Here is a 14,997-nt window from a genome sequence, read left to right on the forward strand (position 1 = left end):
CCGCGATGGGCGAGGGGACGTGCACCAGGCCGAGGTGCGGCCGTCGGCCGCACAGCGGTGGCCTGTGCAAGCCGCATTACCTCGCCGCCAGCCGGGGGCTGGTCGCCGCCGGCCGCATCGCCGACGATCTGCGCCGGCTCCACGCCGAGGGGTGGAGCGATCAGGACATCGCCACGGCCGCGGGCATGCACCGCCGCACCGTCCAGCAGCTGCGCCAGGGCCACCGGCCCCGGGTGCGCGCGGTCACCGCCGCCCGGCTCACCGCGGTCCTCGCCGACCCCGCCGGCGAGCTCCGGCACCAGCCCCGCACCCTCGTCGACGCCCTCGGCACCCGCCGCCGGCTGCGGGCGCTGCGCACCGCCGGCTGGCGAGCAGCCGACCTCGCCACCGCCACCGGGGTCCACGCCGTGGTGATCTACCGCGCCACCGCCGGGCAGCAGCGCCGCGTCACCGCCGGCACCCACGAGGCGATCCGCCGGTTCTTCCTCGACCACCAGGCCGACCCCGTCCGCCGGCCCACGCCCGCCGTCGCCGAGCACATGTGGCCCCTGCCCATGGAGTGGGACCCCGACCTCATCGACGACCCCCGGGCCCGGCCCGAGACCCACGGCCACACCCTCAAGCACAGGCTGCGCGAATACCGCGCCGGGCGATGGCCGGCCTGCGCCGCCGCCCCGGGCAGCATCGAAGACCAAACGAGAGGAGACCGACATGGCTGACTACCGGCCGGGCGACGGCGGCGCCGAGCGGCTGCGCCAGTACTGGCTGCACGGCGAGGGCTCGGTGAAGATCGCCTGGGGCACGCCGGGGGACTGGACCCGCTGCGTGATGCACCTCACCCCGCACCTGGGCACCCGGGCCCGCGGCTACTGCAACCTCCTCCACAAGAGGGCCACCGGCCACTACCCCGGTGAGCACCTGCCCGACGGGGGAGGCGGTGGCCATGCCGCATGATGGCCACGCCCGCGCCGCGGCCGCCGGCTCCACCAACCCCAGGATGGACAGCTGGCGGTGGAAGACCCGGGTCAAGCGCGCCCGCGCCAAAGCCGAGCGCGACCCCTCCGCCGCCGTGTGCTGGATCTGCCATGAGCCCATCGACATGGCGCTGCCGCCCGGCCACCGCGACGCCTTCACCCTCGACCACCTCACGCCGCTATCGCGCGGCGGCGACATCGACGGGCCCGCCGAGCCGGCGCACAGGCGCTGCAACTCCGGCCGCGGCGACGGCCGCCGAGCACGCGCACGCGCGCATCCACCGACCCTGCTCCACTGGTGACGCTGATATGCAGCAGATGAATACGCAGCCGAAGATCGCGCCGTCGCGCCGGGCGCCGCGATACCCTCGGGGCCCCGGGTGGGGGGTGACTCCCCCTCATCAACGGGCCTCCCCCCTCCCGGTATAGGGATGCCTGGAGAGCGTGTCACATCGCGCCCCGACCTGGAACGTCGCTCACCCCGTGGGCGCCGGCACCGGGTTGTGTGTCACGGCCCATGACACCTGAATAAAACCCAGCCGGATGAATGGCGAAAGGCGGTGGAATACGTGGCGAAAAGGAATGCGAAAAAGAACCCGACAATCACCCGGAATTGCGGGACCCGGGCCGGCTACGCCGCCCACCGCCGACGCGGCGAGCACGCCTGCCCCCGCTGCAAGCAGGCCAACGCCGACTACAACCGGGCCCGGCGCCTCGGCGGGCCACCCGCCACCCGCCCGACCGGGCCGGCCGCACCCGCCGCGGCTGCGCCGGCCACCCGGGGCGCGGCGGTGGCCACCGCACCAGCCGGCCCCGCCCCGGCTGCGGCGCCGCCGGCCCCGGCGTACCTCAAGGCCCGCGGCCAGGCGCTCTGGGACAGCATCACCGCCGACTACAGCCTCACCCCGGCGGCGCTGGTGCTCCTCGGAGAGGCCTGCCGCACCGCCGACCGCCTGGAGCGCATGGCCGGCGCCCTGGCCAGCGGCAAGCAGATGTGGTTCGAGCTGGGGGAGGAGGACCCGGACACCGGCGGCATCCCCATCGTCGTCAACGGCCTCCTCGGCGAGGCCCGGCAGGCCCAGGGACAGCTGCGGCAGACCCTCGGCCAGCTCGGCGTCGTCAGCGTCGAGGCCACCGGCGCCGATGAGCCCGCCAGCGTCCTCGACCAGCTCCAGGCCAAGCGCGCCGCCCGGCTCGCCGCCGCCGCAGGGGACGGGGCGTGACCTCGGCCGCCGCGCCCGCCGCCCCGGCCGATGAGCACGCCCCGGGGACGCACTACGACGCCGAGGGCAAGCCCACCGCGGTGGTCACCGAGGAGCTGGCCGCCACGGATCCGCGGCTGGAGGTGCCGCCGACGCTGGAGGTCCCCCGCTCCGAGCCGGTGGGCCGGCAGACCCCGACCTACTTGGTCGCCCCGCTGTGGACGACCACCGCCGCCGACGACGCGATCGACCTCGCCGCGGTCTGCGGGCTGGACCTGCTGCCCTGGCAGCAGCTCGTCCTGCGCAACGCCCTCGGCGAGCGCGGCGACCGCTGGGCGGCCTTCGAGGTCGGCCTGGTGCTGCCCCGCCAGAACGGGAAGAACGTCGTGCTCCTCGCGCGCCAGCTTGCCGGGCTCTTCCTCTTCCAGGAGGAGCAGCAGGTGCACACGGCCCATAAATTCAAGACGGCCACCGGCGCGCACCGCGACCTCGTCAAGCACATCCGCCGCGTCCCCGAGCTGCGCGACCTGGTCAAGATCACCCACAGCTCGGAGAACATGGCCGTAGCCCACCGGGACGGCTACCGGATCGACTTCCTCGCCCGCCACGCCGACGGCGGCCGCGGGCTCTCCGGCGACACCGTCTACCTCGACGAGGCCTTCCGGCTGTCCGAGGAGCTGGTCGCCAGCCTGCTGCCGACCTTGAGCGCACGCCCGCGTCCGCAGGTCTGGTACACCAGCTCGGCCGGCATGGAGCACTCCACCGTGCTGGAGGCGCTGCGCAAGCGCGCGCTGGAGCACCCGGAGGCCGAGCGCTTCCTCTGCTACCTGGAGTGGTCGGTGGACCTCACCACGTGCCCGGACTGGCGATCCGTCGAGGCGGCCCGCATCTCCAACCCGTCCCTGGGATACTTCCAGTCCTGGGATTGGATCAGCGGCGTTGACCTGCGCGGCATGGACGAGGAGCAGTACAAGAGGGAGAGGTTGGGCATCTGGGCGGACAAGGCCCGCGCCGCGGTCATCGCCCCGGAGGTGTGGCGCCGGTCCGCCATCACCGCCGACGACATCGCCGGCATCGCCGTGGTCCGCCGCTCCCTGGCCCTGGAGGTCACCGCCGACCGGGACATGGCCGTCCTCGCCGGCGCCGCCGAGCTGGAGGACGGCCGCATCGTGATCGACATCCTGGAGCAGCGCGCCGGCACCGCCTGGTGCGCCGCCGCCGCGCACGCCGCCCACAGCCGCAACCCCGCCCACGCCGGCGTCGTCGTGGACTCCTACTCCGGCGCCGCCGCCGTCGCCCCGCACCTCATCGCCGCCGGCACCCCGGTCAGCATGGCCACCACCCGCGACCTCACCACCGGCACCGCCGACTTCTACGATCGCCTCACCCAGCGCGACCCGGACACCGGCGCCCCCGATCCGCACATCCTCCACGCCCGGGACGGCTCCGGCTTCCTCGACGACGCGGCGCTCACCGCCCGCCGCCGCCTCGTCGGCACCTCCAAGACCGCCTGGACGTGGGCCCAGGGGCCCGCTCAGGTGACGCTCGCACCGCTGCGCGCCGTTACGCTCGCCGTCAAGGGCCTGTCGATGGACCCGGTAGGGAAGCCCCGCCGGAGGAGGGTGGCGTGATGCAGCCGATGAGCGTCGAGGAGGTCGCGGCGGTCCTGGACGACCTGTCCATCAAGATCGCCGCCCAGACCCGCCGGGCCGACAACATCGACTCCTGGATCCGGCCCGAGCTGACCGCCGGCTTCGACCTGCCGGACAAGGCATCCCGGGAGCACCGGGCGCTGGCCCGGCTCTCCCGGACCCCCTGGCTGGGCCTGGTCGTCACCAATGTGGCCCAGGCGATGTACGTCGATCACGTCGTGGGCTCCGATGGGCCGGTCGACGAGCTGTGGCGGCTCTGGAACTCCAACCGGATGGGTGCGCACCAGATCGCGGCTCACCGAGCGTTCATCGCCTACGGCGAGTCGTTCGGCGTGGTCACCCCGGCCACGCTGCTCGGCGTGGAGTCCGCCCGGATGCGGTGCCTGTCGCCGCGGCGGATGGCCGTGGAGTGGGAGGACGCGGCCACCGACCCGCACCCCGTGGTCGCAGCCGAGCTGATGAGCCGGCCCCACTCCACCGCCCAGCGGCGGTGGCGGGTTTACGACGCTCACCACATCTACTCGGCGGTCGAGGGCGTGGACGCCTTCTCGGGCCCGGAGCGCTGGCACGTCACCGGCATCGACTTCCACGGCGTGGGCGTCACCCCCGTGGTCCGCTTCGCCAACCTCCTCGACCTCGACGGGCGGGTCTCGGGCGAGGCGGACCCGTTCATCCCGGCCGCCGCCCGGATCAATAAGACCAGCTACGACCGGCTGTTGGCCCAGCACTTCAATTCTTGGAAGGTCCGCACGATCGCCGGGATCGACCTGCCGGAGGAGACCGGGGACCCGGCCACCGACCGGCAGGCCCTCGACGAGCAGAAGGTCCGGCTCTCGCAGGAGGACATCCTGATGAGCGAGGCGCCGGACACGAAATTCGGCACCCTCGACGCGACCGCCCTGGATCCTTTCGTGAACTCGTGGAGGTCGGACATCGAGGCCCTGGCGGCGGTGTCCCAGACCCCCGCGCACGCGCTCACCGGCCAGCTGGTCAACCTCTCCGCCGAGGCGCTCGCCGCCGCCCGGGCGCCGCTGACCCAGAAGGTCTGGGAGCGGCAGGTCAGCGCGGGCGAGGCCTGGGCCGGCATGCTGCGGCTGGCCGCCTCCATCGCCGGCCACGACGCCGCCGCGGTGGACCCGCTGATCCGGGTCACCTGGCAGGACATGGAGATCCGGTCCATGTCCCAGGCCGTCGACGCCCTCGGCAAGGCCGCCCAGATGCTCGGCATCCCCGCCCGGGCCCTGTGGCACCGGATCCCCGGCGTCGAGCGCTCCGACACCCAGGAGTGGGAGAAGCTCGTCGCCGAGGACCGGGTCGACGACCCGCTCGACGCGATGCTGCGCCGGCACACCGCCACCACCGCCAGCCCCGCCGGCGACGACGCGGGGGAGTAGCCCGTGGCGCATTCGCCGGAGGGCCGCGCCGCCACCGAGCGCCACCGCCTCGCCCAGGCCGCGATCACCGCCGCCGTCGTCGACCGCATCACCCGGCTCTTCCACGCCGAGATCGACCCCGCCGACATTGACGCTTCCTCGGCACTCTTTGTGCGGAAAGCCCTCCCGATCGTCATGGCCTCCCGGGAGCTGTCCAAGCAGCAGGCCGAGGACTACCTGGTCGCCTTCCGCCGCCATGAGCTGAAGCAGCTGCTGCGGGTCGGCGACCACCTGCCCGACGACGAGGCCACCGCCGGCGACGACCACGGGCCACGCCCGCCCCGGCACCTGGTGCCCCGCGCCGAGCTCGCCGACGCCCTCCACCGCCCGCAGCCGCGGCTCACCGATCCCGATGACCGCCTCCCCGACGCCGCGCGCATCGCCCGGGACCTCCACTCCTCCGGCGCGGCCGCCGCCAAGCGGCGCATCGCCCGCGGCGAGGACCCCGAGCAGGCCACCTCCCGCGCCGCCGGCGCCGTGGGCGCCAAGGTCGCCCGCCTCGTCGCCGATGGCGGCCGCGCCGTCATCTCCGACGAGGTCGACTCCGGCCGCAACGGGGCCATCGGCTACGCCCGCGTCCCCGACGCCGCGCCCTGCCCGTTCTGCGCCATGCTCGCCAGCCGCGGCGCGGTCTACCGGTCGGACGCCTTCAAGGCATCAAACGCCCTGTTCAGCGGGGATGGGGCCTTCATGGTGCACGACGGGTGCGGATGCACCCTGGAGCCGATCTACGGACGCGACGCCACCGACCTGCCGCCCGGGTGCGCCGAGCTGGCGGAGCAGTGGGCCGAGATCGCCTCCGGCCAGGACGACCCCTGGGCCACCTGGCGGCGCTGGCGGGAATCCGGGACCCGGCCCGGTGAGGAGAACGCCGCCGCCCGCCGCCGCGCCCAGGCAGCCGGGAAGCGGCCCAGCGCCCCGCAGTACGGCCGGGAGCGCGCCCGCCGGGCCCGGGCGGCGGCCGGCAAGCCGGCCCGCCGGCCCATCGAGGACCTCGACCGCGGCGAGCTCGCCCGCGCCTACCGGGGGCTGCTCGCCCGCCGCGCGGGGATGGAGGCCGAGCTCGCCGACCTCGAAGCCCGCGGCCAGGGCCCCGAGCAGCCGGGGCCCGCCGCCGCCATCGCCCGCCGCCTGGAGCGCATCGAGCGTCAGATCGCCTACGCCGAGTCCCAGCTGACCTAGCGTGACGGCCAGACGGCACCACCGGTGCCGCAGTCGATGACCCTGGAGGCACACCGACCCATGGCTGACACCACCGCGGACGCCCAGGCGGCGGCCGACGACGCCACCACCGGCCCGGCCACCGCCGAGCCGGAGACCACCAGCACCTCCGCCGACGACGAGCAGCAGGCCCAGGAGGCCCCCACCTCGCCCGCCGCCGAGGAGACCACCCCCGACGACCGGGACGCCGAAGCCGACGCCCCGGACGACACCGCCGGCGACGACGCCGACGATGACGACGCCACCCTGCCGCCGGCCGTGCGCCGGCAGCTGGAGAAGGCCCGCCGCGAGGCGCGCAATCTCCGAGAGCGCGCCAAGACCGCCGAGGAGGCCGCCAAGGCCGCCAAGGCCGAGGCGCTGCGCGTCCGCGTCGGCGTTCAGGCGGGGCTGCCGCTCGACATGTGCGAGCGGCTGCGGGGCGATACCGAGGACCAGCTGGTGGCCGACGCCCAGAGCCTCATCGAGGCCCTGGGGCTCACCGGCCGCGCGACCCCGCCCGGGCTGCCCAGGGAGGCACCCGGACACCGCGGCTCGATCCCCCCGGGATCACAGGCAGGCGCGGAAAGCGACCTCGCCAAGATCGGTGAGCGGATCTACGCCCGCTAACGCCCTGAACAGGATAAACCATGACTGACCACCTGCTGTACACCCCCGAGGAAGCCGCCCGGTCCACCCTGGCCGCGCTGCGCTTCCAGTCCACCCTGGCACGCATGGTGAACACCGACTACTCGCAGGAGTTCATCGCCGGCCGCGGCGCATCCGTGACCGTGAAGCGGCCGATCATGCTCGACAAGGCCCGGACCTACACCGAGGCCGACCGAGCCGCGGAGACCAAGATCACCTACTCGGACCTCTACGAGCCGCACACGGCGGTCAAGATCTCCGACCAGATCTACCAGGCGGTGAAGCTGCCCGACGACTTCGCGACCTTCACGCTGACCAGCCTGGAGCAGCAGGTCATCGGCCCGATGGCCCAGTCCGTCGCCGAGGGCGTCAACACCGCCGTCGCCGCGGCGATCCAGTCCACCCCGGACGGACTCACCCCCATCGACAAGGCGGCTCGCGGCACCTACGTCGGCGCCAACGGCACCGCCTACGACACCATCGCCGAGCTTCGGGCCGCCGACACCGAGATGGCCGGCTTCGGCGTCGGCGCCACCGTCAAGCCGAAGGCCCTGGCCCCGAAGAACCGCGAGGAGGTGCTCGGCGCAATCCGGGCGGCCTACCAGCTGCTCTCGCAGCGCGGCGTCCCGGCCGCCGGCCGCGTCCTCGTCGTCGGCGCCGACTTCGAGGAGGTGCTGCTCAGCCTCGACAACCTGAACAAGGTCAACGAGGCCGGCAGCGACGGCGTTCTGCGCCAGGCCACCCTCGGCGTGCTCTACGGCTTCACCGTCATCGCCGACTACACGATCGACCCGAGCACCGCCTTCGCGATGCAGCGCGACGCGATCACCCTGGTCACCCGCACCACCGCCACCCCCCGGGGCGCGGCGTTCGCGTCCACCGTCGCCGCCGACGGCTTCGCCATGCGCTACCTCCAGGACTACGACCCCGACTACCTCCAGGACCGGGCGGTCGTGGACCTCTTCGCCGGGGCCTCCATCCTCGACGGCCAGCGCATCGTCAAGATCAAGGGCGCCGCGACCATGACCGAGCCGGCGGCCGCCGGCGGTGGCGGCACCCCCTAGCCCGCAGCCCCCGACCAGCGACCCGGCCCCGCACCCGCACCCGCGGGGCGGGGCCGGACCCGCAGGAGGACCCGATGGCACTGCTCATCACCCCCGAGGCACTCGCCGCCAGCCTCACCGACAACCTCGTCTTCGACCGGGGCCTGGCCGAGTGGGCGATCGGCGTGGTCTCCGACACCGCACGCGACATCGCCGGCCGCCCCGAGTGGGAGCCGGACACCTGCCCGGCGGCGGTCCTGGCGATCATCGGCCTCGCCGCCCGCCGCCTCTACACCAACCCCGACCGCATGACCAGGGAAAACGACGGCGATTACGGCTACGCCCTCGACTCCAGCGTCACCGACGCCGCGGTGTTCACCCCCAGTGAACAGGGCCGGCTGCGCCGGTTCGCGCCGGGCGCGGCCGCCGGCGGGCTGCGGGTGGTCTCGACCACCCGGGGCGACGCCGCGGCGCCATCCGGGCTGGGGGAGCGCTCGCCCAGGGGGTGGTGGTGATGGCCATGCTCGCCTCCACCGGCGGCACCCACACCGTGACGGTGGTGCTGCGGGAGATGCGGGTCGACGAGGCCCGCCGCCAGGTGCCCGTCGAGGTGGATCGGGTGCTGTGCACCTGCCGGATCCAGCCGGCGACGTCCGGCGACGTCGAGCGCCTCGGCGGCACCGGCACCGCGGTCACCGAGGTCTACCGGCTCATCGCGGCCGAATTCCCCGGCGACGACCTGTCGCTGGTCCTCGACGGGCCGATGGTCTGGGAGGTCATCGGCACCCCCCGCCGGCACCGGGCCAGCCGGATGACCGCCCGCGACGTCGTCCTCATCACCGCGCAGCACCAGCCCAGGGAGGTGGCGTGATGGCCCACGTCGCCCGGGATCTCGGCACCAGGATCGCGCGGATGCCCGGCGTCCAGGGCGCCCTGGACGCCGCCGCGGCGGAGGTCCTCGCCCGCGCCAAGGCCGCCGCGGCCGCGCACGTGGACTCCGGCGCCTACGCGGCGAGCCTCGCCGTGGATCGCATCGCTGGCCCGAAGGGCGTCACCGACCGGTTCGTCTACAGCGACGATCCCGCCGCCGCCGCGATCGAATACGGGCACCTCCAGGGCAAGAGGGCGCTGCGCTGGGTCCCCGGCCAGTTCATCCTCACCCGCGCGGCCGGAGGTGGCTCATGAGCCTCGACCACGGCCACCTCGACGCCGCCGCGCTCATCGCCGGCCACCTCCACCGGGTGCTCGACCATGACGTTTTCACCTCCATCGACGCCGGCGTCGGCGCCCGGGCGCTCCCGGTCACGATCGTCACCGTCCCGACCATGACCCAGGCCGGGTGGCTGGTGCGGTGGGATTTCCAGCTCACCTGCGTGCTGACCAGCTTCGCCGAATCCCCGGCCGCCGCCCGGGCCGCGCACCTCACCGCCGCCCGGGCCATGCTGGCCACCCCGACCACGTTTGACCCGCCGCACCGCATCTGCGCCCTACGGTGCACCCAAGAGCCACAGGAGCTAACGCCGCGACCCGGCCCGGACTGGCCCGGGCAGGTCTCGATCTACAGTCTCCACCTCCGAGAGGAATCACGATGACCGTCACACTCCCCGCCTACCAGGACTCCGCGGTGCTCATGCCGGACCACGGCGCCGTCTACGTCGCCGACCCTGGCACCGAGCCCCCGACCCTCGACGCGATCCAGCAGTGGATTGCCACCGGCCGCGACGGCGAAATCGCCGGGGGCTGGAAGCCGATCGGCTACACCTCCCTCGACGAGATGCCCGCTATCAGCGCGGAGATCGAGGGCGGCAAGGCCGCCGGCAGCTGGGAGAACCACCGGCTGCGCACCACCGCGGTGACCTCCTCCGAGTCCATCGTGGTCTCGCCCATCCAGTGGTCGGAGGAGCCCATCCGCCGCCGCTGGGGTGCCGGCGCGAAGCTCGACGGCGCCACCGGCCGGATCCTGCGCCCGGACACCTACGAGCCGGTCGAGGACGCCGTCCTGGTCCTTTTCGTCAGCGGCACCCAGGTCCTCGGCCTCCACTGGTGGAAGGGCTCCACCTCCCCCGAAGGCGAGATCAAGCCCTCCGAAGAGGCATTCATGGCCCTGCCCTTCAAGTACACCTTCCTCACCATGCCGGGGAAGGAGGGCGCCGGCTTCATCCTCGGCGCGCACCTGGAGACCAAGGACAGCGACGGCGACGGCATCCCCGACCACTCCGACGACACCCCCGGGACGGTCTAGCCCATGAGCACCCCCAGCACCCCCGACACCACCGCCCCGAACCCGGAGCCCGTCGTCGACGCCTCCCCGGCGCTCGCCGACACCGGCGTCGAGTTCGACCACGATATCCCCGACGGCGTCGATGCCGCGGCGATGCCGGCCTTCAAGGACTTCTCGCGCCTGCTGCCGGCCGACCGGCTCGATCTCCAGCTCGGCCTAGCCGAGATGCTCGACGAGGCCCCGCCCGGCCTGCTCGACGGCGCCGACGCCGGCGACCTCAGCATCGAGCAGGAGATAGCCCGGGTCAAGCCGCTCCGCAAGGCACTCCGCGCCATGCAGGAGATGCTGCTCGACAACGCCGAAGACCGGGACGCCATGGCCGAATGGCTCCTCACCCAGGGCCCGGCCTCCTACCAGGCGATGACCTGGGCATTCCACAAGCTCCTGGGAGCCCTGGGAAATCCCTCGCCGTCCATGAGCTGATCCGGAGGCATGCGACGGCGCTAGTCCCGGATTTCCAGGAGCACTACGGGCTCGCCCTCGTCGACGTCGTCCGCACCCGCCACCCCCAGGAGGTGCTGATCCTCATGCACGGCCTCCCCGCCACAAGCCGCCTCGCCGCCCGCATGGTCGGCGAGGAGCACGGCGGATGCTGGGCGCCCGGCGACTTCCTGGCCCTCGACGCCCGCGACACCCTGGAGTCGATGCGCACCCTCATCGCCAGCGCCCTCACCAGGGAGAAAGCAAAGTTCCGCCAGTGGGAGCACTACCCCGGCCATGACGCGCAGAAGCACGCCGCCGCACGCCGCCGGTTCGAGCACCTGTTCGCACTCGCCGAGAACTTCCCCACCGGATCGGAGGACTGACCATGGCCGGCCCCGGAGGCATGGAAGTCGGCCGCGTCGGCGTCCGCGTCGTCCCCGACACCGCAGGATTCGCCCAGGACCTCCAGAAAACCCTAAAGCGCCTGGAGCACACCCTCCGCGTCGAAATCCCCGCCGTCATCGACCTCGACCTCGACTCCGCCGCCCGCGCCGGCCGCCAAGCCATCGCCGCCGCCCAGGCCGCAGCCGGCGAGCTCGACATCCTCACCGACATCGACGCCACCGAAGTCGCCGCCGACGCCCGCGACGCCATCCACGCCGCCGAAGCCGTCGCCGGCGACCTCGACATCGACGTCGACCTCGACCCCACCGAGCTCATCGGGCAGACGCGCCGGGCGGTGCGCGCCGCCGAGGCCACCGCCGGCCGGATCGACGTGCGGATGAACCTCCGGGGCGCCGGTGCGGCCGCCGCGGCGAGCGCGGTGCTCTCTGCGGCGGTGACCCAGGCCGGCATCGCCTCCCGGGTGGCCGCCGGCGGCATGCTCCGGCTGTCCGCGACGACCTTGGCCTATGCGGGGGCGGCCGGCACCGCGACCGTGGCGGTGTCCGGGATGCTCGCCCCGCTGGCGGCGATGACCTCCGCGGCCGCCACGGCGCTAGTGCCCCTCGGGGCGCTCGCCGGGGCGGGGGCGGTGGCCGGCCTCACCGCGGCGGGCCTGGCGGTGGCCACCCTCAAGACCGCGACCGCCGGGCTGGGCGACGCCCTGTCGGCGGCGAGCCCCGAGGAGTTCAACGCCGCGATCGCCGATATGCCCCCGGCGATGGCGGAGGCCGCCTCCACGCTGCGCGACCTCAAGGGCGAATTCGCCGCGATCGGCGATGAGGTGCGGCAGGGCTTCTGGGCGAACCTCTCCAACATCGGCGACCTGGAGGCCCTGGTCGAGCCGGTGCGCGGCGCGATGGTCGGGCTGTCCATGGACATGGGCAACGCGGCCGCGGGCCTGGTGGATTTCATGTCGCAGGGCACCGGCCTGTCGGCGACGTCGGCGCTGCTGGACAGCGCCTCCGGTGCCGCCGCCAGCCTCTACTACGCCCTGATGGACGCCGTCGGCGGCCTGGTGTCGGTCGGGGCGGCCGCCGGCCCCATCATCGAGGAGCTCTCCGCGGGCCTGGCCGAGGCCGCCGAGGGCTGGTCGGCGCGCATGCAGGACGCCTTCGCCGACGGCAGCCTTGAGCAGTACATGCGCAACGCCCTCGACGCCGCCCGAGACCTGGGGGACGTTTTCAGCGACGTCGGCGGGGTGGTGTCCGGGGTGTGGTCGGCGATGAGCGCCGGCGGCGCACCCTTCCTCGGCGCGATCGGGCAGGCCCTGGACGCCACCAATGAATGGGTGAACAGCATTGCTGGGCAGGAGGCCCTGACCGGGTTCTTCTCCTCGATGACGTCGGCGGTCGGGGCGGTGCTGCCACTGCTCGGCCAACTCGCCGGGATCATCGGCGGCACCGTCGCCCCCGCGGTCGCCGAGCTCATCGAGGCCCTGGCCCCGGCGGCGAGCACCCTCATCGACAGCCTGGGCGCCGGCCTGGAGGCCATCGCCCCCGCCATCGCCCCGCTGGGCGACGCCCTGGGCGCCATCGTGGAGGCCGCCGCCCCGATCGTGGAGACCCTGGGGGAGATGCTCGGCAGCGTCGCCGGGCAGCTGGCCCCCGTCATCGAGGCCCTGGCCCCGGCCGTGGGCATCATCGCCGAGGCCTTCGGGGCGCTGTCCCCGGTGGTCGGCACCATCGCCGAGGCCATGGGCGGCCCCCTGGTCGGCGCCGCCGGCGCGCTCACCCCGATCCTGGGGCTGCTCGGCGGCATCATCGAGCGCATCGCCCCGATCTTCGGGCTGCTGGCCGAGACGGTCGGCGGGCTGCTCGCCGAGGCTTTCGAGATGCTCACCCCGCACCTCCAGCCGCTGGCCGAGGCGCTGCTCCAGATCGTCGACGCCCTGGCCCCGATCCTGGAGATCGTCATCCAGGTCGCCGGCTCCATCATCAGCGCGCTCATGCCGGTCCTCGGCGCGCTGCTGCCGATCATCGTCGTCGCCGCGCAGGTCATCGCCGCCCTGGTCAGCGCCCTGTCCCCGGTCCTGGAGATCGTGGCCCAGGTCGTCGGGGCCTTCCTGGAGCTGCTCGCCACCATCATCGGCTTCGTCGGCAGCGCCCTCGGCCTCATCGTCAGCTTCGTCGCCGGGGTGATCGGCGGCTTCATCTCCATGGTGGCCACCGTCGTCGCCGCGATCGCCGGGTTCGTCGCCCGGGTCGTCGCGTTCTTCGTCAACCTGGGCCGGCGGGTGCTGGACCGGGCCCGGGCGATGTGGCGGGGATTCGTCAACTCCGTCTCCGGGGGCATCTCGCGGGCGGTGGCGCTCGTCGGGGCGCTGCCCGGCAAGGTGCTCGGCGCGCTGCGCAACCTCGGCTCCCTGCTGCGCGGGTCCGGCCGCGCACTGATCCAGGGCTTCATCGACGGGATCAAGGCGATGATCGGCCGGGTCATCAGCGCCGTCCGCGGCGTCGTCAACGCCGCCCGCCGCCTGTTCCCGTTCTCCCCGGCGAAGGAGGGACCCTTCTCGGGGCGCGGATGGGTTCGCTACTCCGGCCAGGCGATCGGCGCCGCATTTGCGCAGGGCATCGACGACACCGGGGGGCACGCCGCCGAGGCCACCGCCCGGATGATGCGCGCCGCCCGGGCGAACATCGGGCCGCTGCGCGCCGGCGCCGCCGCGGCCGCCGCCGGCCCCTACGCCGCCGGCCGCGCCGGACTCGACGCGAGCCTGCATATCGGCACGATCATCGCCGCCGACCCGGACGCCCCGCTGCGCGAGGCCCGCACCGAGCAGACCCGCCAGCAGATCAGGGCAGGAGCGATCTGACCATGGACGACACCCTCACCGTCACCTGGACCGACCCCCGCGGCATCGTCTGGGACCTCACCAGCGGCGACCGCGGCGTCAAGCTGGACATCGGCCAATCCGGTCTCGGCTGGTCGCGGATCCGGCACTCCCTCATCCGCGACGACACCGCCCTGGCCGCCTCCCGCGTCGCCCCCGCGGAGCTCGACCTCATCATCCGCCTCGACGACACCAAGTACGCCGAGGACTACTACAGGCTCAGCTCCGAGTGGTGGGAGCAGGCGAACTCCCCTTTCATGGAGGGCACCCTCGCGGTGGCCCGCCCGGGCCGCGCGCCGCGCACCCGCCGCGCCCGGCTGCGGGAGAGCCCCGGCACCACGTGGCCCTACGACCCGGGCCTGCGCGGCCAGGAGCGGCCCGCGGAGCTGTGGCCCCTGCTGTGCATGAGCCCCTGGTGGTCCGGCCCCGAGCAGGAGATCGCCCACCGCTACAACACGAATGCGCCGACGCGGCTCTACTACACCGACGACGGCCACGGCTGGCCCCTCCAGATCGGCGCCTCCTCCCACGCCACCGGCAAGCACATCACGAACACCGGGGCGGGCCCGATGTGGCCGAACTGGCGGATCCGGGGCCCCATGGCCGGCGCCCGCGTCGGCGTCGCCGACGACCTCCTCGCCGTCGCCGGCCCCCTCGGCTCCGGCGACGAGATGATCATCGTCACCGACCCGACCCGCCGCGCCGTCTGGGACGTCGACACCGGCGACACCCTCTTCCACCTCGTCTCCGGCACCTGGGCGCCCATCCCCGCCGGGCAGCGCGTCCCCGTCGTCATCGACGTCGACGGCATCGCCCCCGGCGCCGCGATCATCGCCACCGCCGCCGAGCAGCACGCCCAGGCCTGGTGAC

The 14,997-nt window shown here is 73.9% G+C and carries 18 protein-coding genes; all 18 read left to right on the top strand.

The window, feature by feature from the left end:
• The first annotated feature begins 5 nt into the window (after positions 1-5).
• On the top strand, positions 6-719 hold the full coding sequence (locus tag CSPHI_RS04820; protein WP_075691746.1) for a helix-turn-helix domain-containing protein: 714 nt from the start codon (positions 6-8) through the stop codon (positions 717-719).
• Positions 712-954 carry a hypothetical protein gene (locus CSPHI_RS04825; RefSeq protein WP_075691747.1) on the top strand — a complete coding sequence of 81 codons (243 nt, stop codon included), beginning with the start codon at positions 712-714 and terminating at the stop codon, positions 952-954. Before CSPHI_RS04820 ends, CSPHI_RS04825 begins: the two co-directional genes overlap by 8 nt.
• Positions 944-1,276: an HNH endonuclease gene (locus tag CSPHI_RS12235; protein ID WP_211274686.1), complete on the top strand. Its 333-nt coding sequence runs from the start codon at positions 944-946 to the stop codon at positions 1,274-1,276. The genes CSPHI_RS04825 and CSPHI_RS12235 overlap by 11 nt, the downstream gene beginning before the upstream one ends.
• Positions 1,277-1,765: 489 nt before the next feature.
• On the top strand, positions 1,766-2,197 hold the full coding sequence (locus tag CSPHI_RS12150; RefSeq protein ID WP_169840382.1) for a hypothetical protein: 432 nt from the start codon (positions 1,766-1,768) through the stop codon (positions 2,195-2,197).
• Positions 2,194-3,807, top strand: a complete 1,614-nt coding sequence (locus tag CSPHI_RS04840; protein ID WP_075691749.1) for a hypothetical protein — start codon at positions 2,194-2,196, stop codon at positions 3,805-3,807. The genes CSPHI_RS12150 and CSPHI_RS04840 overlap by 4 nt, the downstream gene beginning before the upstream one ends.
• Complete coding sequence (locus CSPHI_RS04845) at positions 3,807-5,222, top strand: phage portal protein (protein ID WP_075691750.1); 1,416 nt, start codon at positions 3,807-3,809, stop codon at positions 5,220-5,222. Before CSPHI_RS04840 ends, CSPHI_RS04845 begins: the two co-directional genes overlap by 1 nt.
• Before the next feature lie 3 nt (positions 5,223-5,225).
• Positions 5,226-6,443: a VG15 protein gene (locus CSPHI_RS04850; RefSeq protein ID WP_075691751.1), complete on the top strand. Its 1,218-nt coding sequence runs from the start codon at positions 5,226-5,228 to the stop codon at positions 6,441-6,443.
• A 60-nt stretch (positions 6,444-6,503) separates the two neighbouring features.
• On the top strand, positions 6,504-7,088 hold the full coding sequence (locus tag CSPHI_RS04855) for a hypothetical protein (RefSeq protein WP_075691752.1): 585 nt from the start codon (positions 6,504-6,506) through the stop codon (positions 7,086-7,088).
• A 20-nt stretch (positions 7,089-7,108) separates the two neighbouring features.
• Positions 7,109-8,170, top strand: coding sequence for a major capsid protein (locus CSPHI_RS04860; protein ID WP_075691753.1), 1,062 nt, complete (start codon positions 7,109-7,111; stop codon positions 8,168-8,170).
• A 74-nt stretch (positions 8,171-8,244) separates the two neighbouring features.
• Entirely contained in the window at positions 8,245-8,664 is a 420-nt protein-coding gene (locus CSPHI_RS12650; protein ID WP_075691754.1) for a hypothetical protein, read from the top strand.
• Complete coding sequence (locus tag CSPHI_RS04870; protein WP_075691755.1) at positions 8,664-9,020, top strand: hypothetical protein; 357 nt, start codon at positions 8,664-8,666, stop codon at positions 9,018-9,020. Before CSPHI_RS12650 ends, CSPHI_RS04870 begins: the two co-directional genes overlap by 1 nt.
• Positions 9,020-9,334, top strand: a complete 315-nt coding sequence (locus CSPHI_RS04875) for a DUF5403 family protein (RefSeq protein ID WP_075691756.1) — start codon at positions 9,020-9,022, stop codon at positions 9,332-9,334. The genes CSPHI_RS04870 and CSPHI_RS04875 overlap by 1 nt, the downstream gene beginning before the upstream one ends.
• On the top strand, positions 9,331-9,741 hold the full coding sequence (locus tag CSPHI_RS04880) for a hypothetical protein (RefSeq protein ID WP_075691757.1): 411 nt from the start codon (positions 9,331-9,333) through the stop codon (positions 9,739-9,741). Before CSPHI_RS04875 ends, CSPHI_RS04880 begins: the two co-directional genes overlap by 4 nt.
• On the top strand, positions 9,738-10,391 hold the full coding sequence (locus CSPHI_RS04885; RefSeq protein ID WP_075691758.1) for a phage tail tube protein: 654 nt from the start codon (positions 9,738-9,740) through the stop codon (positions 10,389-10,391). The genes CSPHI_RS04880 and CSPHI_RS04885 overlap by 4 nt, the downstream gene beginning before the upstream one ends.
• A 3-nt stretch (positions 10,392-10,394) precedes the next feature.
• Positions 10,395-10,853: a hypothetical protein gene (locus CSPHI_RS04890; protein ID WP_075691759.1), complete on the top strand. Its 459-nt coding sequence runs from the start codon at positions 10,395-10,397 to the stop codon at positions 10,851-10,853.
• A 104-nt stretch (positions 10,854-10,957) separates the two neighbouring features.
• Positions 10,958-11,236, top strand: coding sequence for a hypothetical protein (locus CSPHI_RS12015; RefSeq protein ID WP_157118485.1), 279 nt, complete (start codon positions 10,958-10,960; stop codon positions 11,234-11,236).
• Between the two features lie 2 nt (positions 11,237-11,238).
• Complete coding sequence (locus CSPHI_RS04900; protein WP_075691761.1) at positions 11,239-14,109, top strand: phage tail protein; 2,871 nt, start codon at positions 11,239-11,241, stop codon at positions 14,107-14,109.
• 2 nt (positions 14,110-14,111) lie between these two features.
• The gene (locus CSPHI_RS04905) at positions 14,112-14,996 is read left to right on the top strand and encodes a hypothetical protein (protein ID WP_075691762.1); all 885 of its coding nucleotides are present in this window, start codon (positions 14,112-14,114) and stop codon (positions 14,994-14,996) included.
• The last annotated feature ends 1 nt before the right edge of the window (position 14,997 follow it).

Source organism: Corynebacterium sphenisci DSM 44792 (assembly GCF_001941505.1).
In the GTDB taxonomy this organism is placed as follows: Bacteria; Actinomycetota; Actinomycetes; order Mycobacteriales; family Mycobacteriaceae; genus Corynebacterium; species Corynebacterium sphenisci.